At 71.2% G+C, this 26015-nt stretch carries 21 protein-coding genes; 3 read left to right on the top strand and 18 right to left on the bottom strand.

What is annotated here, in order from left to right; genetic code table 11:
- Positions 1-50: 50 nt before the first annotated feature.
- Together ACWCP6_RS29045 and ACWCP6_RS29040 are read right to left on the bottom strand one after the other, a co-directional pair.
- Positions 51-3950, bottom strand: a complete 3900-nt coding sequence (locus ACWCP6_RS29045; RefSeq protein ID WP_450935540.1) for an endo-alpha-N-acetylgalactosaminidase family protein — start codon at positions 3948-3950, stop codon at positions 51-53.
- Between the two features lie 98 nt (positions 3951-4048).
- On the bottom strand, positions 4049-4570 hold the full coding sequence (locus ACWCP6_RS29040) for a hypothetical protein (RefSeq protein ID WP_450935539.1): 522 nt from the start codon (positions 4568-4570) through the stop codon (positions 4049-4051).
- Between the two features lie 329 nt (positions 4571-4899).
- Between ACWCP6_RS29040 and ACWCP6_RS29035 the strand changes: the two genes are divergently transcribed.
- Entirely contained in the window at positions 4900-5511 is a 612-nt protein-coding gene (locus ACWCP6_RS29035; protein ID WP_450935538.1) for a YceI family protein, read from the top strand.
- Positions 5512-5636: 125 nt separating this feature from the next.
- On the opposite strand, the gene ACWCP6_RS29030 is transcribed toward ACWCP6_RS29035, so the two are convergent.
- The 8 genes from ACWCP6_RS29030 to ureA form a co-directional block, all read right to left on the bottom strand.
- Positions 5637-6431, bottom strand: coding sequence for a VOC family protein (locus tag ACWCP6_RS29030; RefSeq protein ID WP_450935537.1), 795 nt, complete (start codon positions 6429-6431; stop codon positions 5637-5639).
- A 96-nt stretch (positions 6432-6527) separates the two neighbouring features.
- Positions 6528-7907, bottom strand: coding sequence for a hypothetical protein (locus tag ACWCP6_RS29025; protein ID WP_450935580.1), 1380 nt, complete (start codon positions 7905-7907; stop codon positions 6528-6530).
- Positions 7908-7989: 82 nt separating this feature from the next.
- A complete protein-coding gene (cimA, locus tag ACWCP6_RS29020; RefSeq protein ID WP_450935536.1) occupies positions 7990-9600 on the bottom strand; it encodes a citramalate synthase in 1611 nt (536 codons plus the stop codon).
- Positions 9601-9885: 285 nt separating this feature from the next.
- Complete coding sequence (locus ACWCP6_RS29015) at positions 9886-11175, bottom strand: MFS transporter (RefSeq protein ID WP_450935535.1); 1290 nt, start codon at positions 11173-11175, stop codon at positions 9886-9888.
- A 127-nt stretch (positions 11176-11302) separates the two neighbouring features.
- Positions 11303-11905: a TetR/AcrR family transcriptional regulator gene (locus ACWCP6_RS29010; protein WP_450935534.1), complete on the bottom strand. Its 603-nt coding sequence runs from the start codon at positions 11903-11905 to the stop codon at positions 11303-11305.
- 24 nt (positions 11906-11929) lie between these two features.
- Positions 11930-12961, bottom strand: a complete 1032-nt coding sequence (locus tag ACWCP6_RS29005) for an agmatine deiminase family protein (protein ID WP_450935533.1) — start codon at positions 12959-12961, stop codon at positions 11930-11932.
- Between the two features lie 92 nt (positions 12962-13053).
- Positions 13054-14754, bottom strand: a complete 1701-nt coding sequence (locus tag ACWCP6_RS29000) for an urease subunit alpha (protein WP_450935532.1) — start codon at positions 14752-14754, stop codon at positions 13054-13056.
- Positions 14754-15440, bottom strand: a complete 687-nt coding sequence (gene ureA / locus ACWCP6_RS28995; RefSeq protein ID WP_450935531.1) for an urease subunit gamma — start codon at positions 15438-15440, stop codon at positions 14754-14756. Before ureA ends, ACWCP6_RS29000 begins: the two co-directional genes overlap by 1 nt.
- 187 nt (positions 15441-15627) lie before the next feature.
- Between ureA and ACWCP6_RS28990 the strand changes: the two genes are divergently transcribed.
- Entirely contained in the window at positions 15628-17067 is a 1440-nt protein-coding gene (locus ACWCP6_RS28990) for a cytosine permease (RefSeq protein WP_450935530.1), read from the top strand.
- A 106-nt stretch (positions 17068-17173) separates the two neighbouring features.
- On the opposite strand, the gene ACWCP6_RS28985 is transcribed toward ACWCP6_RS28990, so the two are convergent.
- From ACWCP6_RS28985 to ACWCP6_RS28955, 7 genes are all read right to left on the bottom strand, one after another.
- Entirely contained in the window at positions 17174-18259 is a 1086-nt protein-coding gene (locus ACWCP6_RS28985) for a branched-chain amino acid aminotransferase (RefSeq protein WP_450935529.1), read from the bottom strand.
- 248 nt (positions 18260-18507) lie between these two features.
- Positions 18508-19548 (bottom strand): 3-isopropylmalate dehydrogenase, encoded by a 1041-nt coding sequence (locus tag ACWCP6_RS28980; protein WP_450935528.1) that lies wholly within the window; start codon positions 19546-19548, stop codon positions 18508-18510.
- Positions 19549-19851: 303 nt separating this feature from the next.
- Complete coding sequence (locus ACWCP6_RS28975) at positions 19852-19983, bottom strand: hypothetical protein (RefSeq protein ID WP_450935527.1); 132 nt, start codon at positions 19981-19983, stop codon at positions 19852-19854.
- A 346-nt stretch (positions 19984-20329) separates the two neighbouring features.
- On the bottom strand, positions 20330-20863 hold the full coding sequence (locus ACWCP6_RS28970) for a GNAT family N-acetyltransferase (RefSeq protein ID WP_450935526.1): 534 nt from the start codon (positions 20861-20863) through the stop codon (positions 20330-20332).
- 118 nt (positions 20864-20981) lie between these two features.
- Positions 20982-21260: a hypothetical protein gene (locus ACWCP6_RS28965; RefSeq protein WP_450935525.1), complete on the bottom strand. Its 279-nt coding sequence runs from the start codon at positions 21258-21260 to the stop codon at positions 20982-20984.
- Between the two features lie 161 nt (positions 21261-21421).
- On the bottom strand, positions 21422-23053 hold the full coding sequence (pruA, locus tag ACWCP6_RS28960; protein ID WP_450935524.1) for an L-glutamate gamma-semialdehyde dehydrogenase: 1632 nt from the start codon (positions 23051-23053) through the stop codon (positions 21422-21424).
- Positions 23054-23087: 34 nt separating this feature from the next.
- On the bottom strand, positions 23088-24014 hold the full coding sequence (locus tag ACWCP6_RS28955; RefSeq protein WP_450935523.1) for a proline dehydrogenase family protein: 927 nt from the start codon (positions 24012-24014) through the stop codon (positions 23088-23090).
- Between the two features lie 202 nt (positions 24015-24216).
- On the opposite strand from ACWCP6_RS28955, the gene ACWCP6_RS28950 reads away from it, so the two are divergent.
- The gene (locus ACWCP6_RS28950) at positions 24217-25374 is read left to right on the top strand and encodes a PucR family transcriptional regulator (RefSeq protein WP_450935522.1); all 1158 of its coding nucleotides are present in this window, start codon (positions 24217-24219) and stop codon (positions 25372-25374) included.
- Here the strand turns inward: ACWCP6_RS28950 and ACWCP6_RS28945 are convergent.
- A complete protein-coding gene (locus tag ACWCP6_RS28945) occupies positions 25363-25959 on the bottom strand; it encodes a TetR/AcrR family transcriptional regulator (protein WP_450935521.1) in 597 nt (198 codons plus the stop codon). The genes ACWCP6_RS28950 and ACWCP6_RS28945 overlap by 12 nt on opposite strands.
- Between the last annotated feature and the right edge of the window lie 56 nt (positions 25960-26015).

Raw genomic sequence — 26015 nt, 5'->3', positions numbered from 1 at the left:
AAGGCCCCGCCGCAGAACGGCGGGGCCTTTCGCAGCGATCGCGCGGAGGCTCAACCCCCGCAGTGGAAGCGGGCGTTCCCCCAGTCCGCGTGGTCGTTGCCGCTGCCGTCGCCGCCGTCGTCGACCACCAGGTCGACGTACTTCGCGCCGCCGGTGTCGGCGCTCAGCGACCAGGGGCCGTCCGTCCCCCTGAGCACGGGCGACCTCACCTTCTCGGCACCGTCCGCGAGCACGCTGAACCGGACGCTGCCGCTCGTCCTCTCCTCCTCGTCCACACCGACCTCGGCCGTCAGCGAGGCGCACCGGCCGCCGAGGTAGTACCGCACCCTGGCAGGCGCGTGCATGCCGAGCCCCTTGGCGTACGACTCCGTGCCGATCTTCAGCGGGGCACCGTCACCGCCGCCCTGTTCGCCGTTGGAGAGGTCGCGCTCGACCGGCCCCCAGCCGTTGTCGGCGCTCACCCAGTCGAGGTCGCTCGCCCAGGAGTCCGCCGTGGGCGGCGGCGGGAGGGTGCGGACCGTCGTGTCGGCGGACAGCGAGCGCTTGCTGCCGTCCACGCTGTAGTCGGCCTCGGAGCTCAGCGTGTACGCCTGATACCTGGCGTCGACGGGCGGCGTCACCCGCCAGGTCGCGGTGGCCTCCGCACCCGGTGCGACGGAGTCCACGGTGACCGGTCCGTCCGGCTCGGCCTTCCAGCCGTCGGGGAGCTTCAGGGCGACGGAGACGCCGGAGGCCGCGGTCGCCTCGTAGTTGGTGAACGTCGCCGTGACCTCGTTCCCCGCACCGGGTTCCAGGGCGCCCGCGGCGGAATCGAGCCGCAGGGTCGCGCAGGCCGGCTGCTCGTGTGCCGGACCCAGATCGGTGACCGTGAAGTCGTCGAGGACGAAGTCCGCCGTGTCCGGGGCGTCGTCCCGCATCCGCAGTCCGACCCAGGTGTCCCCGCAGCCTGCGGTGAGCTCCTCCGAGAAGTGCCCGGTCGTCCTCCGCTGCCCGATCGGGGTGCGCCGGGTCTCGACGCTGCGCGCCTCGCCGCCGGCGATCCGGTCGTAGCCAGTGACCCACTCGAAGGCACCCGCATGGCTCGACTGGTAGTCGTACGCGACCCGGTAGGCGTGTCCGGCCTTCAGGGGCACGGTGGCGGGGGTGGTGCGGTACACGAGGCCGTTGTTGCCCTCGTGGGTCTTCAGGGACTCGCCGCCGTCGATGACGTCGTCGACGAGCTTCCCGTTCCAGCCGGCCTGGGTGTACGGGGCGTGCTTCTGCGCGATGTGGGTGCGCGGATCGGTGACACCTCCGCCGCCGCCCTTCACGAACGGGCCCCAGCCCTGGTCGACGTGCTCGAAGTCCTCGGAGACGACGGTGCCCGGCTCGGCCGCCGGGGCTCCTGCGACCACCCGCACGTCGTCGACCCGCACCCGCGCGTCCGACCCCCCGGCGGCCCGGACCTCCAGTGTGGTCGCGCCGTTCGAGGGTGCCGTGAAGGCGACCTTCACCCGCTGCATGTACGTGCTGTGCCAGTCACTGGCCGCGAGGGTGTTATCCAGCGTCGACCGGTCGAGGGCGACCGACCGGCCGCCGGCGCTCAGCGTCGTGTGCCGCTCCTTGCCCGGCTCGATCTCGATCCACGCGGACGCGGTGTACCGCTTGCCCGGTTCCAGTCCGCTCACCCGCTGTGCGACGGCCGCCGCGGCGCCGCCGGTCAGCGCGGCGCTGTTGCGGCCGTTGCCGTCGGTGTCCCGCCGGACCGTGCCGGTCCTGTCCCAGGCGCGCAGCCCCGCGTCGTTGAAACCGGGGTCGGCGACAGGGGTCCCCTCGCCCCAGTGCGGGTCGACGGCCCGGGGCGTGCTGTGCGCCGGGTAGAGCACATAGGGCTGCTTCGCCTCGGCCTTCAGCGTGACCCTGCCGCCCTCGGCGCGCACCGTGCCGGTCTTCACCCGGCCGTTGTCGGTGAGCCTGTAGACGGTGTAGGAGGTGCCGGACACCGCCCAACTCGTCGTACCGCCGGTCTTGTTGTAGTGGTAGAGCTTGCTGCCGCCGTCCCAGGGCAGCAGGTAGGCGGTGCCGTCGAGGACCTTGCGGCCGTGGTCGTAGAACGTCCGTCTGCCGTCCTCGACGGTGCCGCGCAGCCCGCCCGTGAAGGTGATGTCGTTCCCGTCCCAGCGGGTGATCCGCTGGTGCTGGAGGAACTTGGCCGGCAGGTCGCGCTGCCAGACGTTGTCGTAGAAGGCGTTCCAGTCGTTCTCGCCGGTCCAGCCCTCGAATTCGGCGATGGCGGTCTGGCCGAGCACGGGGTCGTTGTTCCAGACGTCCTTCTCGCCGTTGCGGATGAACCGGATGATCTTCGAGTTGAGGCCCTTGTTGGCGGGCCCGCCGTAGTCCAGGTCGTTGGCCCAGTGCGACCAGAGGGACTCCCGCTCGAACTTGTCGCTCCACTCGGTGCCGAGGTCCCAGCCCTGTTCCCGTACGGCCTTCGCGGTCTGCTCGGCTGTCCACCCGTGCGTGTAGTAGACGTCGATGTAGATCAGCGAGAGGTTGGGGTCCGTCTCGTCCCGGAGTTCCTTGAGGCGGCGGGCGAGGTCGCCGCTGTCGACGTCACGGCGCTGGTCGATGGCGTAGCTCTGGTCGAGCCAGTCCCAGCCCGGCTTGGTGCTGTCGACGAGCTTGTCGTCGAAGTGGTGTGCGACGGGGTACGCCTCCGTGGCGTTCACGTGCGCACCGAAGGTGGCGCCCCACTTGCGGCCGCTCCTCAACAGCGTGTTCAGGTCCTTCAGACCGCCCGCACGCTTGTTGATGTTGCCGCCGTAGTCGGGGTGGGCCGAGTCGTGCCCCTCGGACTGGTAGCCCTTGAGCAGCGCCAGCTGGCCGAGCCCGTCCGTGGCGAGCGAGATCCGCTTGACGTCGTCGAGGGTGCGCAGGAACGGGTGCGTGGCCTGGCTGGCGAAGTTGAACGGGATGTGCGTGATGACCCGGTCGGGCGTCCGGCCGGCGCCCTGCGGGGTGATCCCGATGGAGCGGAAGGCGACGGCGCCGTCCTGCCAGTCCACCGTGCCGTCGTCGTTGGCGTCGGGAGTGACGACGACCTTCGCCCAGGGCAGGTCGTCGCCCTTGGCGGGCTCGGGCGCGCCGTCACCGCGGTAGGTCCACTGCCCCGACCACACGCCGACCCGGGTGGAGCCGTCGGCCTCCTTGCGGGCCTGGTGCCAGAACCGGGCGTGGTCGCCTCCGGTGGCGCCGCTCGGCTTGTCGTACGCCGAGTCGGACTCGACCGCGGCGGCGAGCCGTCCGGTGTTGACGATCGCGTAGGAGGCCCCGACGGGCGAGGCATCGGGGGCGGTGGACCCGGTGACCTCGGCGAACACGTCGGCAGTGGGGACGGTTGAGTCGGTGCTCAGGCGGGTGAAGGCGGTCGCGGCACCGCCATCGGTGCTGCCGACGGAGACGAGGTCGTGCCCCGGGATGTCGATCGTCCCGACCCGGAAGGTGCCGGTGTCGCGGACGGCCGTCACCTTGAACGTCGTGGCGCGCCCGGCGACGGACAGCTTCGCGTCGAGCTCCACTCCGGGCAGGTCGGGGAAGGTCAGGGTGTACGCGGCCGTCGACGCCGTGGTCCGCGGGGAGCCCTTGGCCTGCACGTCGTACGCCTTGCCGTTGAGCGTGACGGAGGTGACGGGCCGGGTGCTGCCGAGGATGCGGGCGCCGGTGGCGCGGTCCGTGTACGACAGGACGCGCGGGAAGTCGTCGGCCACGGCGACGGCGAGCCGGGCGGAGCCGATCACGGTCCCCTCCGCCCTCTCGGCGGAGGCGGCGGGCGATACGACGGGGAGCGCGGTGGCCGGGGGCGCGGTGACCGCCAGGGCGAACACGGCGGACGAGGCGGCGAGGAACGCGCACGCCCCGGAGGCGCCCCGGCGCTCCCGAAGCCGGCCGTGGGGGAGGAATCTTCGCGACATGGGGACTGGGTATCGGCGTACTCCCCGGCCGGTCAACGGAGTTGGGCCTTCCGGACAGCGGCAGTCCAAGAACCGCCACCCGGAAGTCCAAGCCGGCCCTAGCAGCCGCCGCAGTTGTAGTACGTCACGTCCCAGTGGCTGCCCTCGTCCGCGTAGATGTTGCCGGAGCCGGACTTCCACTGCGGCGCTCCGTCGCCCCGCAGCCCGATGTAGCCGAAGGTGTTCTTGATGTAGCTGCCGACACAGGTGTACTTGGCGAAGTCGAGCTTGTAGCCGTTCCAGTGCGAGTACGTGCCGCTCGCGTGCCCGGTCTCGGTGCCGCCGGTGATGTCGAGGGCGCATCCGCTGGCCCGCTTCAGGGTCTGGGCGCCCTGGGCGGTGGCGAGGTTGAGCTGGTCGAAGGACGTGCAGGTGGGGTTGTTCCGGTCCGAGCAGTTGCCGGAGGACGACCAGGTGATCCCGACGTCCCGGAACATCGAGGTCGCGGTGGCGTGGCTGATCTTGGTGACGGCGAAGGCGTCGGTCGCGCCGCTGACGACTCCGAACCCGGGGGCGAAGAGGGCGGCGAGTACGAGGGTGAAAGCGGCCAGGACCGTGCGGAGGATGCTGCGCTGGCGCATGGGAGTCCTTCCTGCTGGTGACCGTGCTGGGGACCGTTACGGCGGTACGGGCGGAGCAGGCGGAGCAGGCGGAGCAGGCGGAGCAGGCGGAGCAGGCGGAGCAGGCGGAGCAGGCGGAGCAGGCGGAGCAGGCGGAGCAGGCGGAGCAGGGAGATGGTGCCCGAGATCCATGCGCGTCTGCCAGAGGGCGACGGGACCCATCGCTGCGTAGTCGCTCCGCCACGGATCGCTCAAGGTTGAAACTTGTACGGAATGGGTTTACCGTCGATGTCGTTGAAGGTTCAACAGCTTCGGCGCAAGGCCGTAGCGCGTCCCCCAAGGAGCACGTCATGGGTCTCTTCGGCCGCAGGAACGACACGAAGACCGCCACCGCCACCGCGCCGGTCGCCGTCAGCCCGGATCTCGCCGCCCTCACCGGTGACTACTCGATCGACCCGTCCCACTCGGCCCTCGGCTTCGTGGCACGCCACGCCATGGTCACCAACGTCAAGGGTTCCTTCCTCGATTTCACCGGCTCGCTGCACCTGGACGGGGCGGACCCGTCCCGCTCGACCGCCTCCATCGACGTCAAGATGGACAGCATCGACACCGGCTCCGCCGACCGTGACGGCCATCTGAAGAGCGCGGACTTCTTCCACACCGAGGAGTTCCCGACGATGACGTTCCGGTCGACCAAGGCCGAGGCCCTGGGCGAGGACTACCGCATCACCGGCGACCTGACGATCCACGGCGTGACCAAGCCGCTCACCATCGACCTGGAGTTCAACGGCTCCGCGAAGGACCCGTTCGGCAACGAGCGCGTCGGCTTCGAGGGCCGGGCCGAGCTCCTGCGCTCCGAGTGGGGTCTGACCTGGAACGCCGCGCTGGAGACCGGCGGCGTCCTCGTCTCCGACAAGATCAAGCTGCTCTTCGACATCTCGGCGATCAAGAACGCCGGCTGAGCCGGGTGACCGAGCCCGCTGGAAGGGGCTACGCCCCCGTGAAGGAGCGCGCCGCGAGGGACACGCGGCGCGCTCCTCTTTCGTCCCGCGGGCAGGGCCCGGCGGCCCGGGTCACGCGGGCAGGGTCACGCGTCCTTCAGCTGGGGCATCTCGCCCTTCGTGGTGCCGAGGTCGATCACCGAGAACGCCGCGCCCTGCGGGTCGCTGAGGGCCGCGAACCTGCCGAACGGGCTGTCCATCGGCCCGAACCTGAGGATCGCGCCCCGCTCGGTGGCCCGCCGCACCGCGGCGTCGCAGTCGTCCACGCCGAAGTACACGTTGATGTACGGCGGCACCTCCGGCGGGAACTCGTCGGTCATCCTCATCCGGCCCAGAACCGTGTCCGAGCCGAGCCTGAAGAGCTTGAAGTCGACCGCGTCGTCCACGACCTGCTGGGCTCCGTACGAGAACACCGAGGTGAAGAAGGCGTCCGACTTCGCGGGCTGCCGGGTGAAGACCTCGGCCCAGCAGTACGTCCCGGGCTCGCCCGTCGCCTGGAACCCTTCGTGCGTGCCCGCCTGCCAGACCCCGAAGGCGACACCGCTCGGGTCGCGGGCCAGGACCATCGAGCCGAAGTCGCCGACCTGCATCGGCCCCATCAGCACCTCGCCGCCATGGGCGCGGATCCGCTCGGCGGTGGCGGCGGCGTCCGCCGAAGCGAAGTACAGGCACCAGGCTGCATGCCCCTCCTGCCCCGGCATCGGCGGCACCACGGCGGCCACGGCCCTGCCGTCGCTGGACGCCTCGGTGTAGTTGCCGAACTCCGACGCCGACTCGCCGAACGTCCAGCCGAGGACGCCACCGTAGAAACTCTTCGCCCCCTCCAGGTCGCCGAACATCGCATCGGCCCAGCACGGGGTTCCCTCCGGCGGTGCGGTCATGACCGTGACCCTTTCCTGTCCGACGGACGATCCGGATCCTCACGCTAGCCACCCCCGGGCGGCCCCGCGCGGCGAACGCGCGCGCGGGGGAAGCTCCTAGAAGCTGCCGCCCCCGAAGTCCCCGCCTCCGCCGAAGTCGCCGCCGCCCCCGTCGCCGAAGTCCCCTCCCCCGCCGTAGTCGCCGCCCCCGAAGCCGCCCCCGAAGTCGCCCGGGTCGAAGTCCGAACCCGAGTAGTCGCCGCCCTGGAACTGGCCGCCGAAGTCGCCGTAACCGGCGCCGTAGTCGGCGGCGTAGGACGGGCTGGACATCAGGTTGCCGAGCAGGGTTCCCACGAGGAGGCCCGGGAGCAGTCCGCCGCCGAAGTACCCGCCGGCCCAGGGGCCGTACGCCGGGCCCGCGTCCCAGTAGGGACGGCGGCCGTAGTCGGTGTCCACCTGGCGCACCATCGGCTCGGCTCCGTCGGCGATGCGCGCCTGGTCGGCGGCACAGACCGGCACCTCACGGGGCGCGCCGCCCGGTGGCGTCCACGCGGCGTCGACGACCGACGGGCCGTGGCGCGGGTCGAAGAAGCAGGGCGCCCTGCGCTCCGGCAGGGGCCGGCCCTCCCGGCGTGCGGCGAGCTGCACCAGCGAGAACCGCCCGTCCTCCAGGGCCTCCGTCACCCCGCGCACGTCCTCCGGGCGCCGGGCCTCCGCCATGATCTGCTTCGCCTTCTCGTACGAGTCGAGTGCGCGCTCGTAGTCCGCGCGCATCGCGTCGTCTGCGCCCGCCTCGGCGGGGTGGAAGTCGAGCCGGTCGAGCTCCTCGCCGAAGGCGGTGATGTCCTCGTCGACGACCACGCGGAGCCGTTCGAGGGCGCGGCGCTGCTCCTCCTCGTGCCGGCGCCGGTTGCGCCGCGAGAGCGCGTACACACCCGCGGCGCCCGCCACGACGACGGCACCCACGCCGATCCACGCGCCGGTCGACACCCCGCCGCCTCCATCGCCCCACGAGGAGGGGGCCGAGCCGCGCGCGGTGCCGACGGCCGTGTCGACGAAGTCGGTCAGCTGGGTGGCGGCGGGCTCGCCCTGCACGCTGCCCACCAGGTTCTGCACGGCCTGCCGCGACATCACGGTGTGATCGGCGCGGGCGTCGAACGCGTCGCCCAGCCGGACGCCGTAGACGCCGGTGATGCCGGTCTTGGTGCGCAGGTCGGTGAAGAGGTCGGTCTTCGGGAAGTCCGCGGGCAGCACGGCCACGAACACCGGTTTGCCGGCGTCCTTGATCTTCTTCGTGAGCACGTCCGCCTGGGCCGTGGACAGCTGGCCCGAGGCCGCCGGATCGACGTACACGGGTCCCTTCTTGAAGGCGTCGGCCACGGTCGACACATCACTGACCGAGGGCACCGCGAGTGCCCCCGGCGCCGTGAAGGTCGCGGCGCACAGGGCCAGCAGAAGTCCGGACAGCGAGGTGAGGAGTCGTGTCGCCGGGCGCATGTGCCTCATGTGTCGACGCTAACGCAGTCGGGACACCGGTGCCGGATCTCCGGCCCGCCGGACCGGTCCCCGGCGCGGCGGCCTACTCCGCCGGCTCGACCCCCACGCGCAGCAGCCCGTAGGTGTAGGCGTCCTCCAGGGCCTGCCAGGAGGCGGCGATCACGTTCTCCGCGACGCCGACCGTGGACCATTCGCCCGTGCCGTCCGTCGTGGAGATCAGCACGCGGGTCGTGGACTGCGTACCGTGCTTGCCCTCCAGGATGCGGACCTTGTAGTCGACGAGCTCGAACTTCGCGAGCTGCGGGTAGAAGCGCTCCAGGGCGACGCGCAGGGCACGGTCGAGGGCGTTGACCGGGCCGTTGCCCTCGGCGGTGGCGACGATCCGCTCACCCTTGGCCCACAGCTTCACGGTGGCCTCGTTGGCATGGGTGCCGTCGGGCCGGTCCTCGACGATGGCGCGCCACGACTCGGTGCGGAAGTACCGGCGCGCCCGGCCCTCGGCCTCCTCGCGCAGCAGCAGCTCGAAGGAGGCGTCGGCCGCTTCGTAGGTGTAGCCGTTGAGCTCGCGTTCCTTGACCCGCTCCACGACGCGGCCGACCAGTTCGCGGTCCCCGCCGAGGTCGACGCCGAGCTCCTTGCCCTTGAGCTCGATGGAGGCGCGGCCGGCCATGTCGGAGACGAGCATCCGGATGCGGTTGCCGACCAGCTCGGGGTCGATGTGCTGGTACAGGTCCGGGTCGACCTTGATCGCGGAGGCGTGCAGGCCGGCCTTGTGGGCGAAGGCGGAGACACCGACGTACGGCTGGTGCGTGGACGGCGTCAGGTTGACGACCTCGGCGATGGCGTGCGAGACGCGGGTCATCTCGCGCAGCGAGCCCTCGGGCAGCACCTTCTTGCCGTACTTCAGCTCCAGGGCTGCCACGACCGGGAAGAGGTTGGCGTTGCCGACGCGCTCGCCGTAGCCGTTGGCGGTGCACTGCACATGGGTGGCGCCGGCGTCGACCGCCGCGAGGGTGTTGGCGACGGCGCAGCCGGTGTCGTCCTGGGCGTGGATGCCGAGCCGGGCGCCGGTGTCCGCGAGCACGGTGGAGACGACGGCCTGGACCTGCGCGGGAAGCATGCCGCCGTTGGTGTCGCACAGGACGACCACATCGGCCCCGGCCTCGGCGGCGGCGCGCACGACGGCCTTGGCGTACTCGGGGTTCGCGCGGTAGCCGTCGAAGAAGTGCTCGCAGTCCACGAAGACGCGGCGGCCGTTCTCGCGGAGGTAGGAGACGGTGTCGCGGACCATCTCCAGGTTCTCCTCGAGACTGGTCCGCAGCGCGAGCTCGACGTGCCGGTCGTGCGCCTTGGCGACCAGCGTGACGACGGGGGCGCCGGAGTTCAGCAGGGCGTTCACCTGCGGGTCGTCGGCGGCTCTGCCGCCCGCGCGGCGGGTGGCGCCGAAGGCGACGAGCTGCGCGTTCCGGAAGGTGATCTCCTGCTGGGCGCGGGCGAAGAACTCCGTGTCGCGCGGGTTGGCGCCCGGCCAGCCGCCCTCGATGAAGCCCACTCCGAAGTCGTCCAGGTGCCGCGCGATGGTCAGCTTGTCCGCGACGGTGAGGTTGATGCCCTCGCGCTGCGCGCCGTCGCGCAGCGTCGTGTCGAAGACGTGGAAACTGTCGTCGGTGGCCTGGTGGCCGGGACTCGTCATGGCTGTCTGACTCCTGTCGAGTGAGTGGCTCCGGAAACCTCTTCTGGATCCACCTGTCCCCATCATCGCGTGCGGGCCGCCCCCGGCGAGGTGGGCCGGGAAACGAAAAGACCCCTCGCGGATGCGAGAGGTCTGCGCGCGGGTCTGGGACACGGTGCCGCTGTCGCGGATTGTCTTCCGCGGGTCAGCGGTCACTGCGGACCGGCGCGCTGTTGCCCATAATCATGGCGACGGCGAACATGTCCGGCAGTTTGCCACAAGGACCGCGTCCGGCGGACGGCGGTCTCACGATACGGGCACTTCGGACCGGGTACCGGCCTCGGTCAGGTCCAGGTCCTTCGTCTCCCGCATGGTCAGGTAGACCACCAGGCTGACGGCCGCGCACCCCGACACGTACCAGAAGAAGCCGGACTCGATGCCGGCGTCCTTGAACCAGAGGGCCACGTACTCCGCGGTTCCGCCGAAGAGCGCGTTGGCGAGGGCGTAGGGCAGGGCCACGCCGAGGGCCCGGATGCCCGTGGGGAAGAGCTCGGCCTTCACACAGGCGTTGATCGACGTGTAGCCGGTGACCACGATCAGCGCCAGCAGGGACAGGCCGAGCGCCGGCCAGAAGCCGTCCGCGTGTCCCAGCAGGGTCATGACCGGCACGGTGAGGAAGGTGGAGCCGACCGCGAAGGTGATCAGGAGGGGACGGCGGCCGACGCGGTCGGAGAGACGCCCGGCGACGGGCTGCAGGGCGGCGAAGACGATCAGGGCGCAGAAGGAGACCAGGGTCGCGGTCTGCTTGGACAGGCCGGCGGAGTTCGAGAGGTACTTGGTGAGGTACGTCGTGTACGTGTAGTAGGCGACGGTGCCGCCCATGGTGAGGGCGATGACGAGGAAGGCCTCGCGCCGGTGCCCCCACAGGGCGCGCAGCGTGCCCCGGTCCGCGCCGGCCGCGGCCTCCTCGTACACCTCGGTCTCCAGCATGGAGCGGCGCAGGTAGAAGATGACCGCCGCGCCCAGGGCGCCGACGACGAACGGGATGCGCCAGCCCCAGCTGTGCAGCGCGGTGTCGGACATGGTGCGCTGGAGCAGGATCAGCAGGCCGAGGCCGACGATCTGCCCCGCGGTCATCGACACGTACTGGAAGCTGGAGGCGAAGCCGCGCTTCTTCGGGTCGGACGCCTCGGTGAGGTAGGTGGCGCTGGCCGCGTACTCGCCGCCGACCGACAGGCCCTGGAGGAGCCGGGCGACGAGCAGCACCAGTGCGCCGCCGTAGCCCGCGACCGCGTAGGTCGGCGCGATCGCGATGAGGATCGCGGACGCCGACATCAGGGTGACGGTGAGGGTGAGCGCCGCCTTGCGGCCCCTGCGGTCGCCGACCCTGCCCAGGAGCCAGCCGCCGACCGGGCGCATGAAGAATCCGACGGCGAAGATGCCGGCGGTGTTCATCAGCTGGGCGGTGGGGTTCTCGCTGGGGAAGAAGGCTCCCGCGAAGTACGTGGCGAAGCTGGCGTACACGAACCAGTCGAACCACTCGACCATGTTGCCGGCCGAGCCGACCCAGATCTTCTTCCACTGCTGTCGTCCCATGACCGGTCACGGTGCCCGAGCGCACTGCGTCACGACAAGGACGCGGGACGTCACGATCTTGCGTACTTGCGTGCGTTGCGTTCACGGCGGGCCGTACGGGCGGGGCCGCACCGGGGCGCGGCGGCGGTCACGGCAGCAGCGCCTCGTCGACGAACTCCCGTACGTGGCCGAGGGCCAGGTCCCGGGCGCTGCCGCGCAGCCCGATCGCGACGTGGATGCTGAAGCCGTCCAGGAGCGCCCGCAGCCGGGTGGCGAAGCGGTCGGGGTCGACCGCGCGGAACTCGCCGCGCGAGATGCCCTCGGCGACGAGGGCCACCAGGTCGCGGTGCCAGGCGCCCTCGATCGCGGCCTGGCGGTCGCGGCCCTCCTCGTCGGCGTTGAGGGAGCGGTTCCAGACCTCCAGCCAGAGCGTCCAGTGGGGGTCGCGGTGGCCGTCGGGGACGTACAGGTCGACATAGGCGTCGAGGCGCTCAGGCGCCGTGCCCCGGCCGGCGAGGAGCCGGCCGCGCTCGGCGCCCAGCCGGCCCTCGCTCCACTCCAGGGTGCGCAGCAGCAGCTCGTCCTTGGAGCGGAAGTAGTAGAGGAGATGGCCGCTGCTCATGCCGACCTCGCGGCCGAGCGCGGCCATGGTGAGCTTCTCCAGACCGCGTTCGGCGATCATCGCCATCGCGGCGGCCAGCACTTCCTCGCGCGGCGGCGCGTTCCTCCGCGCGCGGGCCGGACCGGCCATTCGCCCTCCTCCGTCAGTGCATGGTCACATCCTGGGCTGCTGCTGCGTGATGCAGTGGATGCCGCCGCCCCCGGCAAAGATCGTACGTGCGTCCACCAGGGTCACGGTCCGCTCGGGGAAGAGCCGGCGGAAGATGCCCGCGGCGAGCTCGTCGCGCTCGTCGTCGAAGGAGCACAGCACCACACCGCCGTTGCAGAGGTAGTGGTTGATGTACGAGTAGTCGACCCACTCGCCGTCCTCGACCAGCTTGGTGGGGGCGGGGACCTCGACGACCTCCAGGGTGCGGCCCCAGGCGTCGGTCGCGCTCCTGAGGATGCCGGCGATCTCCTTGCACACCTCGTGGTCGGGGTGCGCCGGGTCGGGCTGGCTGTGCACGACGACGGTGCCGGGGCCGGCGAACGCGGCGACGATGTCGACGTGGCCGCGGGTGCCGAACCGGCCGTAGTCGCCGGTGAGGCCGCGGGGCAGCCAGATCGCCTTGCGGGTGCCGAGGTGGGCGTGGATCTCCGCCTCGACCTGCTCGCGGGTCCAGTGCGGGTTGCGCTCGGGGCCGAGCTGCACGGTGTCGGTGAGGAGCACGGTGCCCTCGCCGTCGACGTGGATGGCGCCGCCCTCGTTGACCAGCGTGGAGGTGTACGTCCGCGCCCCGGCGAGGTCGGAGACATACGCACCGATCTTGGAGTCGTGCTCCCAGCGGGCCCAGTCCTGGGCGCCCCAGCCGTTGAAGGTCCAGTCCACCGCGGCGAGCTCACCGCGGTCGTTGGTGAGGAAGGTGGGGCCTATGTCGCGCATCCAGGCGTCGTCGAGCTCGCGCTCGACGGTCTCGATGCCGTCGCCGAGAAGGTCACGGGCCGGCGCCGAGTCACCGGGGGCGCAGACCACGGTCACTGGCTCGAAGCGGCGGACCGCGCGGGCCACGTCCGCCCAGGCGCGGCGGGCCTCGGCCAGTTCCTCGTCGTCGGTGAAGGTCGGGTTGGGGCTGGGCCAGGCCATCCAGGTGCGCTCGTGGGGAGCCCACTCGGCGGGCATGCGGAAGCCGTCTGCGGCAGCGGTCATGGGGATACGTCCTTGGCTGGGGGCGGGCGTCCGGGGTGGTGTCCGGGGTGGTGTCGGGGTCCGGGTGCGGACCTCCGGGGCGGTCTCGGACCTCAGAGGAAGTAGAGACGGTTGAGCGATACGGACTCGGCCGGTTCGGAGCGGAGCGGGTCGCCGTCGAGGGTGACCAGGCCGGTGTCGCCGTGCACGTCGACGTGGCCGACGCGCGAGTTGAGCAGCAGGTCGGCGGGGCCGATACCGCGGGTGCCGCGGACACCGACGCGCCGCCGGCGGGTGGGCATCCGGTCGGTGCCGAGGGCGGCCGCGGCCTGCGACACGAACGCCACCGAGATGTCGGCGGGTGTCGCGCCGTGGCCGCCGAACAGGGGGCCGAGGACGAGCGGCTGGCAGGTGTCGGTCGCCGCGTTCGGGTCGCCGGTGACGCCCCACGCGGGAAAGCCGGACTTGAGGACCATCTGGGGCTTGGCGCCGAAGAACTCCGGGCGCCACAGCACGATGTCGGCCATCTTTCCGGGCTCCAGCGAGCCGACCTCGTGGGCGAGGCCGTGGGCGATCGCCGGGTTGATGGTCAGCTTGGCCATGTAGCGCAGGACGCGGGCGTTGTCGTCGCCGTCCCCGTCGCCGGCCGCACCGTCATGGGGACGAAGGGGCCCCAGCTCGGCCTTCATCTTGCCGGCCATGGCAAAGGTGCGGCGCACGGTCTCGCCCGCGCGGCCCATGCCCTGGGCGTCGGAGGAGGTGATGCCGATCGCGCCCAGATCGTGCAGCACGTCCTCGGCGCCCATCGTTCCGGCCCGGATGCGGTCGCGGGCCATGGCCGCGTCGCCGGGCAGATCGGTCTTCAGGTCGTGGACGGAGACGATCATGCCGTAGTGCTCGGCCACCGCGTCCCGGCCGAAGGGCAGGGTCGGGTTGGTGGAGGACCCGATGACGTTGGGCACGCCCGCCATCTTGAGCACGTTGGGCACGTGTCCGCCGCCGCAGCCCTCGATGTGGAAGGCGTGGATGGTGCGTCCTTCGAGGACCTTCAGGGTGTCCTCGACGGAGAGGCACTCGTTCAGCCCGTCGCTGTGCAGCGCGACCTGGACGTCGTACTCCTCGGCGACCCGCAGTGCGGTGTCCAGGGCGCGGGTGTGGGCGCCCATGTCCTCGTGGACCTTGAAGCCGGAGGCGCCGCCCTCGGCGAGGGCCTCGACCAGCGGGGCCGGGTCGGAGGAGGAGCCGCGGCCCAGGAAGCCGATGTTGACGGGCCAGGCGTCGAAGGCGTTGAAGGCGTGCTTCAGCGCCCACGGCGAGTTGACGCCGACGCCCCACACGGGGCCGAACTCCTGGCCGATGATCGTGGTGACCCCGGAGGCCAGCGAGGCCTCCATGATGCGCGGGGAGAGCAGGTGGACGTGGGTGTCGATGGAGCCCGCGGTCGCGATCAGGCCTTCGCCGGACACGATCGAGGTGCCGGTGCCCACGACGACGTCCACGCCGTCGAGGGTGTCGGGGTTGCCGGCCCGGCCGATCGAGCAGATGCGGCCCTCGCGGATGCCGATGGACACCTTGCGGATGCCCTGCACCGCGTCGATGACGACGACGTTGCTGATGACCACGTCGCAGGTCTCGCGGACGGCGGCGGCCTTGAGGTGCAGTCCGTCGCGCGCGGTCTTGCCGAATCCGGCCAGGAACTCGTCGCCGTAACGCTGCGCGTCGGACTCGACCCGGATGGTCAGGCCCGAGTCGCCGAGCCGGATGCGGTCGCCCGCGCGCGGGCCGTGCACCGATGCGTACTCGTAGGGGTCCATCACTTCGCCTCCGCTCCGAGATAGCCGCAGGCCGCCGCGCGCCGCAGGGCCTCTTCCTTCGCGCCGGGCGCGTCCAGCGGGCCGTCCACAAGACCGGCGAAACCGATCGCGACCCGGGCGCCGCCGATGGGCACGAGCCCCGCGTCGACGCTCTCGCCGGGCCCGAACCGCAGGGACGAGCCGGCCGGGATCGCGAGGTGCATGCCGTAGGCGGACGCGCGGTCGAAGTCGAGGCGCGGGTTGGCCTCGAAAAAGTGGAAGTGCGAGGTGACGGAGACCGGGACGGTGGCGGTGTTCCGGACGGTCAGCGTCACGCGTGCCTTCGGGTCGGCGTGCTCCGGTCCCGGCAGCAGGGCGCCCGGCGCGTCGGAGCCGAGGCCGCTGCCCGTGACCGGGTCGGAGACGACCGCGAGCCGGGAGCCGTCGTCGAAGACGGCCTCCACATGGACCTCCGTGACGATGTCGGCCACGCCGGGCAGGACGTCGTCGGGGCCGAGGACCGAGCGGGCGCGCTCGATGGCCTCGGCGAGGCGGGCGCCGTCGCGGGCGGCCTCGCAGACCGTGTCGGCGATCAGCGCCTCGGTCTCGGGGACGTTCAGCCGGAGGCCGCGGGCCTTACGGGCCCGGGCCAGCTCGGCGGCCCCGAAGAGCAGCAGCCGGTCGCGTTCCGTGGGGGTCAGTCGCACGCCACCACACCTCCGTGTCCGAACGTCCGTGACTTGACCGCGAACGCATCGCACGCTCGCTTAGAACGTCACTCTAACCTTCCACACCCTGAGATTCACAACACTGAAACGTTGACGGGACTGATTGAGTAAGTCACATTGAACATCGCTCTAAACTTCCCCCGTCGTCGAGCGACAAAGGCCCCCCATGGCGATAGAAACTCGCGGTGTCGACACCATCCCGGACGAGGAACGCACCAGCGGCCCCCGGGATCTGGTCTCGATCCTGCTCGGCTCGAACCTCTGCCTCGGTGTCATCATCTTCGGCTGGCTGCCCCCGTCCTTCGGGCTCAACTGGTGGCAGTCCGTCACCGCCATCGTCGCGGGCACGGTGCTCGGCACCGCGCTCACCGCGCCGCTCGCGCTGATCTCGCTGCGCACCGCCACCAACCTGTCCACCTCGTCGGGCGCGCAGTTCGGCGTGCGCGGACGGCTCGTCGGCTCGGTCGTCGGCCTGCTGCTCGCGCTCGGCTACACCGCGCTGACCGTGTGGATCGGCGGCGACGTCATGGTCGGCACGCTGCACCGCATGCTCGGGCTGCCGGTGGGCGGCGCCTCGTACGCCCTCGTGTACGCGGTGCTGGCCGGCGCCACCGTCGCGGGCGCCGTGTACGGCTACCGGGTCCTGCTGAGGATGTCGAAGGTCCTCTCCATCGGCATGACCGCCCTGCTCGTCCTGGGCGTCGTCGCCTACGCGCCGCACTTCTCGACCGGTGCGCTGGCGGACTCCGGCGGCTATCTGCTCGGGTCCTTCTGGCCGACCTGGATGCTCGCGCTCGTCGCGGCCGGACTCAGCGGCCCCGTCGCGTTCATCACGCTGCTCGGCGACTACACGCGCTACATCTCGCCGGCCCGGCACTCCTCGCGCAGCATCCTGAAGGCCTCCTGGCTGGGACTGATCGCGGGTCTGCTGGTGCCCCAGCTGTTCGGCACCTTCACGGCCTTCGCCGCGGGCTCCGCCCTGGACTACGCGGGGCCGCTGGTGAGCACGTCGCCCGTCTGGTACCTGGTGCCGCTGCTGCTCTCCGCGTCCGCCGGGTCGGTCGGCAACGCCGGACTGATGCTGTACTCCATGGGCCTCGACCTCGACGCCATCCTGCCGAGGGCGTCACGTGCCCGGGCCACCTGCGCCGTGGCCGTCGTCGCCACGGTCTGCGTCTTCGTGGGGCACTTCCTGTGGGACGCGCAGGACGCCATGACGTCGTTCGTGCTGCTGCTCACCGCGATCGGTACACCGTGGGCGGTGATCACGCTGACCGGCTTCGTGCGCTGCCGCGGCCGGTACGACGCCGACGCCCTCCAGGTGTTCAACCGCCGCTCCCGGGGCGGCGTGTACTGGTACCGGGCGGGCTGGAACCCCCGGGCCACCGTGTCCTGGGCGCTCGGCGCCGGCGTCGGCCTGCTCGGCGTCTCCCTCCCCTCGTACCAGGGCCCCCTGCTCTCCCTCACGGGAGGCGTCGACTGCAGCTTCCTGCTGTCGGGGCTGGTGGGCGGAGTGGCCTATGCGGCGCTCACGGCGCGGGTGCCGCAGGCGGCGCCGCGGTCCGACGAGGCCGCGGAGGAGGCCGGCGCCGCACTGGTGCCCTAGGGGGTGTCCCGGTGGACCAGGGGTGACCGGCACGGACATCCCCTGGTCATGGGTCTCCGGCGGTGCCGGGCGGGTTGCGGCCGCCCGGCACCGCCGGAACGTGCTCCTAGTCGATGGCGTGCATCCAGCCGTGCTTGTCCTCCGCGACACCGCGCTGGATGTCGAGCAGGGCCTGGCGCAGCTTCAGCGTGACCTCGCCGGGTTCGCCGCCCGACTGCTTCCACTCGGTGCCGGAGCGCTTGACCGTGCCGACCGGGGTGATCACGGCCGCGGTGCCGCAGGCGAAGACCTCGGTCAGGCTGCCGTTCTCCGTGTCGGCCTGCCACTGGTCGATGGAGATGCGGCCCTCCTCCGACGCGTAGCCCAGGTCGCGGGCGACGGTGAGGAGGGAGTCGCGGGTGATGCCGGCGAGGAGCGAGCCGGTGAGCTCAGGGGTGACGATCTTGTCGCCGTACACGAAGTACAGGTTCATGCCGCCGAGCTCCTCGACCCACCTGTGCTCCACGGCGTCGAGGTAGGCGACCTGCTCGCAGCCGTGGCGTGCGGCCTCGGCCTGGGCGAGCAGCGACGCGGCGTAGTTGCCGCCGGTCTTGGCGTCGCCCATACCGCCGGGGACCGCGCGCACGCGGTCCTCGGAGAGCCAGATGGAGACGGGCTTCACGCCGCCCTTGAAATACGCCCCGGCGGGCGAGGCGATCACGATGAAGAGGTACTCGTTCGCGGGCTTCACGCCGAGGCCGACCTCGGTGGCGAACATGAACGGCCGCAGGTAGAGCGACTGCTCGCCGTCCGCGGGCACCCACGCCATGTCCTGCTTGACGAGCGCGTCGCACGCGGCGACGAACAGCTCGGTCGGCAGCTCCGGCATGGCCAGCCGGCGGGCCGAGGCCCGGAAGCGGTCGCCGTTCGCCTCCGGCCGGAAGGTGGCGACGGAGCCGTCGGGACGGCGGTATGCCTTGAGGCCCTCGAAGATGGTCTGCGCGTAGTGCAGGGTCATGTTGGCCGGGTCGATCGAAAGCGGCGCGTACGGCACCAGCTGGGCGTCGTGCCAGCCGCGACCCTCCGTCCACTTGATCGTCACCATGTGGTCGGTGAAGTGGCGGCCGAACCCGGGGTTGGCGAGGATCGCTTCGCGTTCCGCGTCGGACAGCGGGTGCGAGGAGGGCTTGAGCTCGATCGTGGGCGTCGTCATGAGTGCTTGTCCTTCACCGTGTGGTTGGAACGGACCGCGCTCACGCCTTCGTCGACACGGGGTGTCAACTGCTAGGACGTCCGAGCTTCCCTGCATTCCGCGGCCCCACGTTCGATTATCGCGCGTGGGGGACCGTGGTCGGAACAGCGTGATTGCGGCCCAGGGGTCGATGGTGGCACCCGGCGCCGCATACGAAAAGCCGCCGGGGTGCCCAGTGGGCTCCGGCGGCTTTCGATGAATCCGCCGGATCAGCCGGCTACTCGTACGGCGAGGGCGTCGCCGATCCGGTCCGTCGTGCGCGGCGTGCCGTCGCGCTCCGCCAGGTCGGCGGAGACGGCGTCCTCGATGCGGCCGGCCTCGGACTCGTAGCCGAGGTGGCGCAGCAGGAGGGCGACGGACAGGATCGTCGCGGTCGGGTCGGCCTTGCCCGTGCCCGCGATGTCGGGCGCGGAGCCGTGCACCGGCTCGAACATCGACGGGAAGGCGCCGGTGGGGTTGATGTTGCCGGACGCGGCCAGGCCGATGCCGCCGGTCACGGCAGCGGCGAGGTCGGTGAGGATGTCGCCGAAGAGGTTGTCGGTGACGATGACGTCGAAGCGCTCCGGCTGGGTGACGAAGAAGATCGTCGCCGCGTCGACGTGCAGGTAGTCGGTGGTGACGTCCGGGTACTCCTGGGCGACCTTGTCGAAGGTGTTCTTCCACAGGTGGCCGGCGTACACGAGGACGTTGTTCTTGTGGACGAGGGTCAGCTTCCTGCGCGGACGGGCATTGGCCCGCTCGAACGCGTCACGGACGACACGCTCGACGCCGTACGCCGTGTTGACGCTGACCTCGGTGGCGACCTCCGCCGGAGTGCCCGTGCGCAGCGAACCGCCGTTGCCCGTGTACGGGCCCTCGGTGCCCTCGCGGACGACGACGAAGTCGATGTCGGGGCGCCCGGCCAGCGGAGTCGTGGTGTTCGGGAAGAGCTTGCTCGGCCGCAGGTTGATGAAGTGGTCGAAGGCGAACCGCAGTTTGAGCAGCAGCCCCCGCTCCAGCACGCCGGACGGCACGGACGGGTCACCGATCGCACCGAGCAGGATGGCGTCGTGCTGCTTGAGCTGCTCCAGCTCCGCGTCCGGCAGGGTCTCGCCGGTGCGGTGCCAGCGCTGGGCGCCGAGGTCGTACTGCTTGGTCTCCAGCTTCACGTCCTGCGGTAGCACCGCGTTCAGGACCTTGAGGCCCTGGGCCACGACCTCCTGACCGATGCCGTCACCGGGGATCACTGCGAGATTGATGCTGCGAGACATGTCGGCACCCTACTCCCGTGTTCCAGGGAATGACACGAGCCGTCCGCCATTCGGACGGATCTTGAACGTGGGCTCGGCGGGGTCGCACAGGGAGCCGGGCGCGCCACGAGCGGCGGGGTCGCCTGCGCGGGGTTTCGCCGGCCTGGCTCCACCCATGGGTACGGCCCCCGTTGGGGCGAGATCCCCGCCAACAGGGGCTGTACCGGCGTCAGCCGGACGGGCATGGCCGGACGTGCGCCCCGACGGGCCGACCGCTTCGGGATCGGGCGAGGCGCGTGACTGTCCGACGAGTGGACGGGCCGCTCAGTGCCCGGTCTCGCCGCCGTTGTCCCTGCGGTCGAGGGCACGCTGGAGGGCGGCGGCGGCGTTCTTGCGCTCGGACTCGGTCATACGGGAGGTGTGACGGACTCGGCGGCGGACGGTCGTCTCGGGCATGGTGATCGACTCCTAAGTGGATCCGGGAGTACGGCGAGGGTGTGCGAGACGCCGGAAGAGCGGGGAGCGCGCGCCGCAGGGATCACCTGCCTGAGGGCGCCTGCTCTCGACCGCATTCGCTTGATCGAGCGAGACGTTCGGCTCCTACAAAGCTAAGCGAGGACCGAGCATCTGTCTCCACAATTACTCGGACTTCCTACTATCTGAGACGGACCGCGCCCTCGCGGCCTTCGAAACGGCCCGGACCTGGGGTCTTCCGGCCATCGGCCGACGCACAAGTGATCACCCGACCGGCCGCGGCCGCCGGATACCTCGGGCGCGCCCGGCATGATCGGCAGGACACCCTCTAAAGCACATCCCCGTCCCGCCAGTCGAAGAGGAGCGCGGATTCCGGGTCGAGGGCGGCGCCGCCCCTGACGTAGGTGGTGCCCTCCTCCTCGGGGAGTGGGACCACGCCGTCCGGGCCCAGCGTGCCGAGGCGCCCGGGCCAGACCCGCCACCCCCGGCCCGCGTACAGCGGGGCTCCGGCCTCCGACGCGGACAGCGCACCCAGCGCGTAAGCGGCGTCGATCACCCGTTCCAGCTCCCCCATCACCCGGCCTCCGAGGCCCCGGCGCCTGAGATCGGCCCGTACGGCGACGGCCTCGACGTATCCGACCCGGAGCGAGCGGCCGTGGTGCAGCACGCGCCGCTGCACCACGGCTCCGTGTGCGACGACGTCCGCGCCCCACCGCACCACGGCGTGCACTCCCCCGAGCCCGTGCTCCCAGTCCTCGTCCCCGAAGTCCCCCTCGAAGGCCTCGTCCACCAGGGTCCGGACGGCGCGGAGTTCACCGATGCCGAGGTCGGCCGTGTGCACGGTGTTCAGGCGGAAGGTCATCCGTCCAGTATCGGCAGGGGCCGCCCGGTGCGACATGGTCCCGGGGGGCGCAGCAGGTCCCGCCGCTCGGCCGTCCGGTCCGGATCCCGCGTGTCCCGTGCCGTACGCCGCCCCGCGGCTATCGCGAAGGACCGGCGCCCGACGGGCCCGTCGCGCGCGCCTCCTGTGTCCTGTGGTCGAGCTCCCGCGCCACCCGGAGCACCCATGCGGTGAACTCCTCGCGGTCGTGCATCCGCCCCCCGCACAACGCGCCGACCTGTGCGTCCGTGAGCCGGTTCGGCCCGGACATGGCGAGCAGGGCAGCCATCTCGTGCAGGACGCCGGCGAGTCGCACCGCGTCGCCGTGCTCGATCGCGTCGGCCCCGTGGGCGTGGCCGAGGAACGTGGAACCAGGCATCGCCGCCTCCTTTCCGAGCCCCCTTCGTCGCCATCCCGCCCCTGTCAGCAGCCTAAGCCCGGGGCATGGAAACCGCCCCCGGCCGGCCTTGGGGGGACCGGGCGGGGGCGGGAACTCGGGGTGGCGGACGCCGGGGCGGGCACACGGGCCCGCCGGCGGCCTCAGCCCATGTGCGGGTAGGAGTAGTCGGTCGGCGCGACCAGCGTCTCCTTGATCGCACGGGTCAGCGTCCAGCGCATCAGGTTCTGCGGGGCACCGGCCTTGTCGTTGGTGCCGGACGCGCGGCCGCCGCCGAAGGGCTGCTGGCCGACGACGGCGCCGGTCGACTTGTCGTTGATGTAGAAGTTGCCCGCGGCGTAGCGCAGCTTCTCCATCGTGTACGCGGCGGCGGCGCGGTCGTTCGCGACGACCGAACCGGTGAGCGCGTAGTCGGACACCGACTCCATCTGGGTGAGCATCTCGTCGTACGCGTCGTCCTCGTAGACGTGCACGGCGAGGATCGGGCCGAAGTACTCGGTCGTGAAGACCTCGTTCTCCGGGTCGGTGCACTCGATGACGGTCGGACGGACGAAGTAGCCGACCGCGTCGTCGTACGTGCCGCCCGCGACGATCGTGCAGCTGTCGTCCGCGGCGGCGCGGTCGATGGCGGCCTTGTTCTTGGCGAAGGAGCGCTCGTCGATGACGGCACCGATGAAGTTCGACAGGTCGGTGACGTCACCCATGGCGATGCCCTCGACCTCGGCGGCGAACTCCTCCTTGAAGCCGGAGTTCCAGATCGAGGCCGGGATGTACGCGCGCGAGGTGGCGGAGCACTTCTGGCCCTGGAACTCGAAGGCTCCGCGGGTCAGCGCGGTCTTGAGGACGGCGCGGTCGGCGCTCGGGTGCGCGACGACGAAGTCCTTGCCGCCGGTCTCGCCCACCAGACGCGGGTACGAGCGGTACTTCTCGATGTTGGTGCCGACCGTCTTCCACAGGTACTGGAAGGTCTTGGTCGAACCGGTGAAGTGGATACCGGCCAGGTCGCGGTGGTTCAGGGCCACCTCGGAGACGGCGATGCCGTCGCCGGTCACCAGGTTGATGACGCCCTTGGGCAGACCGGCCTCCTCCAGCAGCTGCATCAGCAGCACGGCGGCGTGCGTCTGCGTCGGGGACGGCTTCCACACCACGACGTTGCCCATGAGGGCGGGGGCGGTGGGCAGGTTGCCCGCGATGGCCGTGAAGTTGAACGGCGTGATCGCGTAGACGAAGCCCTCCAGCGGGCGGTGGTCGAGACGGTTCCACACGCCCGGGGAGTTCGCCGGCGGCTGCTCGGCGAGGATCTGCCGGGCGTAGGCCACGTTGAAGCGCCAGAAGTCGACGAGCTCGCACGGGGTGTCGATCTCGGCCTGCTGGGCGGTCTTCGACTGGCCGAGCATCGTGGAGGCGGCCAGCGTCTCGCGCCAGGGGCCGGCCAGCAGCTCGGCGGCGCGCAGGATGATCGCGGCACGGTCGTCGAAGGACATCGCGCGCCACGACGGGGCGGCGGCCAGGGCGGCGTCGATGGCGTCCTGGGCGTCCTGCTGGGTGGCGTTGCGGAAGGTGCCCAGCACCGACTTGTGGTTGTGGGGCTGCACGACCTGGACGGCCTCGCCGCCACCCATCCGCTTAGCGCCGCCGATCGTCATCGGCAGGTCGATCGGGTTCTCGGACAGCTCCTTGAGCTTGGCCTCGAGCCGGGCGCGCTCCGGGGAGCCCGGGGCGTAACCGTGCACCGGCTCGTTGACAGGGGTGGGGACCTGGGTCACAGCGTCCATGGGTTCCGTTACTCCTTTGCGAGCGGGGGTGGGCTCAGCCCTTGGAAATCATCGAGCGGGCGAAGAACATGAGGTTGGCGGGCTTCTCCGCGAGGCGGCGCATGAAGTAGCCGTACCAGTCGGTGCCGTACGCGGTGTACACGCGCATCCGGTGGCCCTCGGCGGCGAGCCGCAGGTGCTCGTCGCTGCGGATGCCGTACAGCATCTGGAATTCGTAGTCGTCGAGCTTGCGTCCCGCGCGGCGGGCCAGCTCCTGGGTGATGGAGATCAGGCGCGGGTCGTGGGACCCGATCATCGGGTACCCGTCGCCCTCCAGCAGGATCTTGAGGATCCGGACGTACGCCTTGTCGATCTCGGCCTTGTCCTGGTGGGCGACGGAGGCGGGCTCCTTGTAGGCGCCCTTCACGATGCGCACGCGGCTGCCGGCGGCGGCGAGGCGGCGGGCGTCCTCCTCGGTGCGGAAGAGGTAGGCCTGGATCACGCATCCGGTCTGCGGGAAGTCCTTCCGCAGCTCCTCGTGGATGGCGAACATCGAGTCGAGGGTGGTGTGGTCCTCCGCGTCGAGGGTGACCGTGGTGCCGATCCGGGCGGCGGCCTCGACGACGGGGCGGACGTTGGCGAGGGCCAGCTCGTGGCCGCCCTCCAGCGCTTGGCCGAACATGGAGAGCTTGACGGACATCTCGGCCCTGGCTCCGAGGCCGAGGCTCTCGAGACGGCCGATGAGCTCCAGGTAGGCGTCCCGGGCGGCGGTGGCCTGCTCCGGCGTGGTGATGTCCTCACCCACGACGTCGAGGGTGACCTCGAGGCCCTTGCCGGTCAGCTCCTCGACGATGGGCACGACCTGGTCCACGGTCTCGCCGGGGATGAACCGGTCGACCACCTGCTTGGTGACCGGGGCCGCCGAGATCAGGCGACGCATCTTGTCGCTGCGCGAGGCGGCGAGGATCACGGGACCCAGCACGGGGCACCTCCACGGGAGTAAGGACAGGCCGGATACCGGAGCTGACGGGTCCTTGTGGGAACAGTCCGGGTACGGCACGGAGAACCACCGTGAAACCTAAGGATCCCTCTGATCCTCGGCCATCGACAGGTGTCACGCATCCGTGTCCGCGATCTCAGACATTTGTCTGAAGGGGGCCTCGCGGTGGCGCAGAATGTTCCGCATGAAGGGCGATTACCAGGAACTGGTCGACGAGATCTCCGCGCTCCTCGGCGTCCCCGCGACGCTGGAGAACCGGGATTTCCGGCTGATCGCCTTCGGCGCCCACGACAGCGACGACGACTCGGCGATGGACCCCGTCCGCACCCGTTCGATCCTGACCCGCCGCTCCACCGACGCCGTCCGCGACTGGTTCGAGAGCTTCGGCATCACCCGGGCGACCGGCCCGGTGCACATTCCGCCGGCACCGGAGGCCGGGGTGGTGCGGGGCAGAATCTGCCTGCCGGTGCGCCATCGGGGTGTCGTCCTCGGGTACGTATGGCTGCTGGACGCGGACCCCGGACCGTCGGGCCGGCAGCTGGACGCGGCGATGGAGGTGGCCGCGCGGATCGGTGCCCTGCTCGCGGACGAGGCGCAGGCCGGCGCGGACCTGACGCGCGAGTTCCGGGCGGTGCTGACGGCCGAGCGGGGCTGGCAGCAGGACATGGCGCTCGCCGCGCTGCGCACGGCGCTGGGGTCGCGGGCGGAGGGGCTGCACACCGTGGTGTGTGTGGCGCCCTGGCCCGGCGCGGACCCGGAGGACGCGCCGGCGGCGCGGACGGTGCCGGGCGTGGACGCACTGTGCACGGTGCCGTGGGGCATCGCCGGGCAGAGCGTGGCGATGCTGGTGCGGCTGCGGTCGGCGGACGTGCTCGCCCCCGCGGTGGCCGCCGCCGCACGGCTGCGGGACGCGGCCCGCATCAGAGGCGGGGCGCCCGCGGCAGGCATCGCCGCGCCGCGCCGTGGCCTCGGCGAACTGGGCGCCGCATGGCAGGAGGCGTCGGCCGCGGCGCGCGCCGCGCTGGCCGAGCCGGCCCTGGGCCCGGTCGCGGAGTGGACGGCCATCGGGCCGTACCGTCTGCTGACGGCACTGCCCGGCGATTCGGCCCACGATCCCGTCGTACGGACCCTGTTGACCCCCGCCCATCGTGAACTCGCGCGCACCGCCGAGGTGTTCCTCGACCGTGCGGGCCAGGCGGGCCGGGCCGCGGCCGAACTCGGCATCCACCGGCAGACGTTGTACTACCGGCTGTCCCGCGTCGAGCAGCTCACCGGCCTCGACCTGGACGACGGCGAGGACCGGCTGCTGCTCCATATGACGCTCAAGGCGTCACGCCTCTGACGCCGCGCCGCGCTCCCGCTCCATGACCCGCCGCAGGCCCTCGGTGAGCTGATCGGCGGTGGTCGCGGAGTCCGGATCGAAGACCCACTGGAGCATCAGGCCGTTGAGGAGCGTCTGGTAGAAGCGGCCCTCGGTGTCGACCGTCTCCTTGTCGAGGTCGGTCTCGGGGACACCGGTGAACATCGGGATGAGTCCCGCGCGCCCCTCGCCCTGCGCCTCGATGAGCAGTCTGCGCACCTCGGGAATGCGGTCGCCCTGCAGGATGAACTCGAAGCTGAGCAGCCAGATCGCGCGGGACTCGGGGAAGCTCGCGATCACGGTCGCCCAGCTCTCACGGAAACGCTCCAGCGAACCCGGGGGCGCCGTGGCGCCGGTGGCCGCCCCGTCGCCGAAGGTGTCCCCGAGGCCTTCGACGAGCGAGATGTAGGCCTGCGCAAGCAGCGCGTCCTTGGACCCGTAGTGGTAGCCGATCGACGCCAGGTTGGTCCCCGACTCCTTGACGATGTCGCGCGCCGTCGTGCGCACGAACCCCTTTTCCAGAAGGCAGCGCTTGGCGCCTTCCAGCAGATCTTCGCGGTGTCCCATGAGCGCACTCTACCGCCGATCCATACGCCCGTCCCATACGCATGTCTCAAACGCTC

This window comes from Streptomyces sp. NPDC002004, assembly GCF_053593975.1.
Note: the sequence above shows the minus strand (reverse complement) of the source record. Positions and strands in the feature narration are given on the sequence as shown.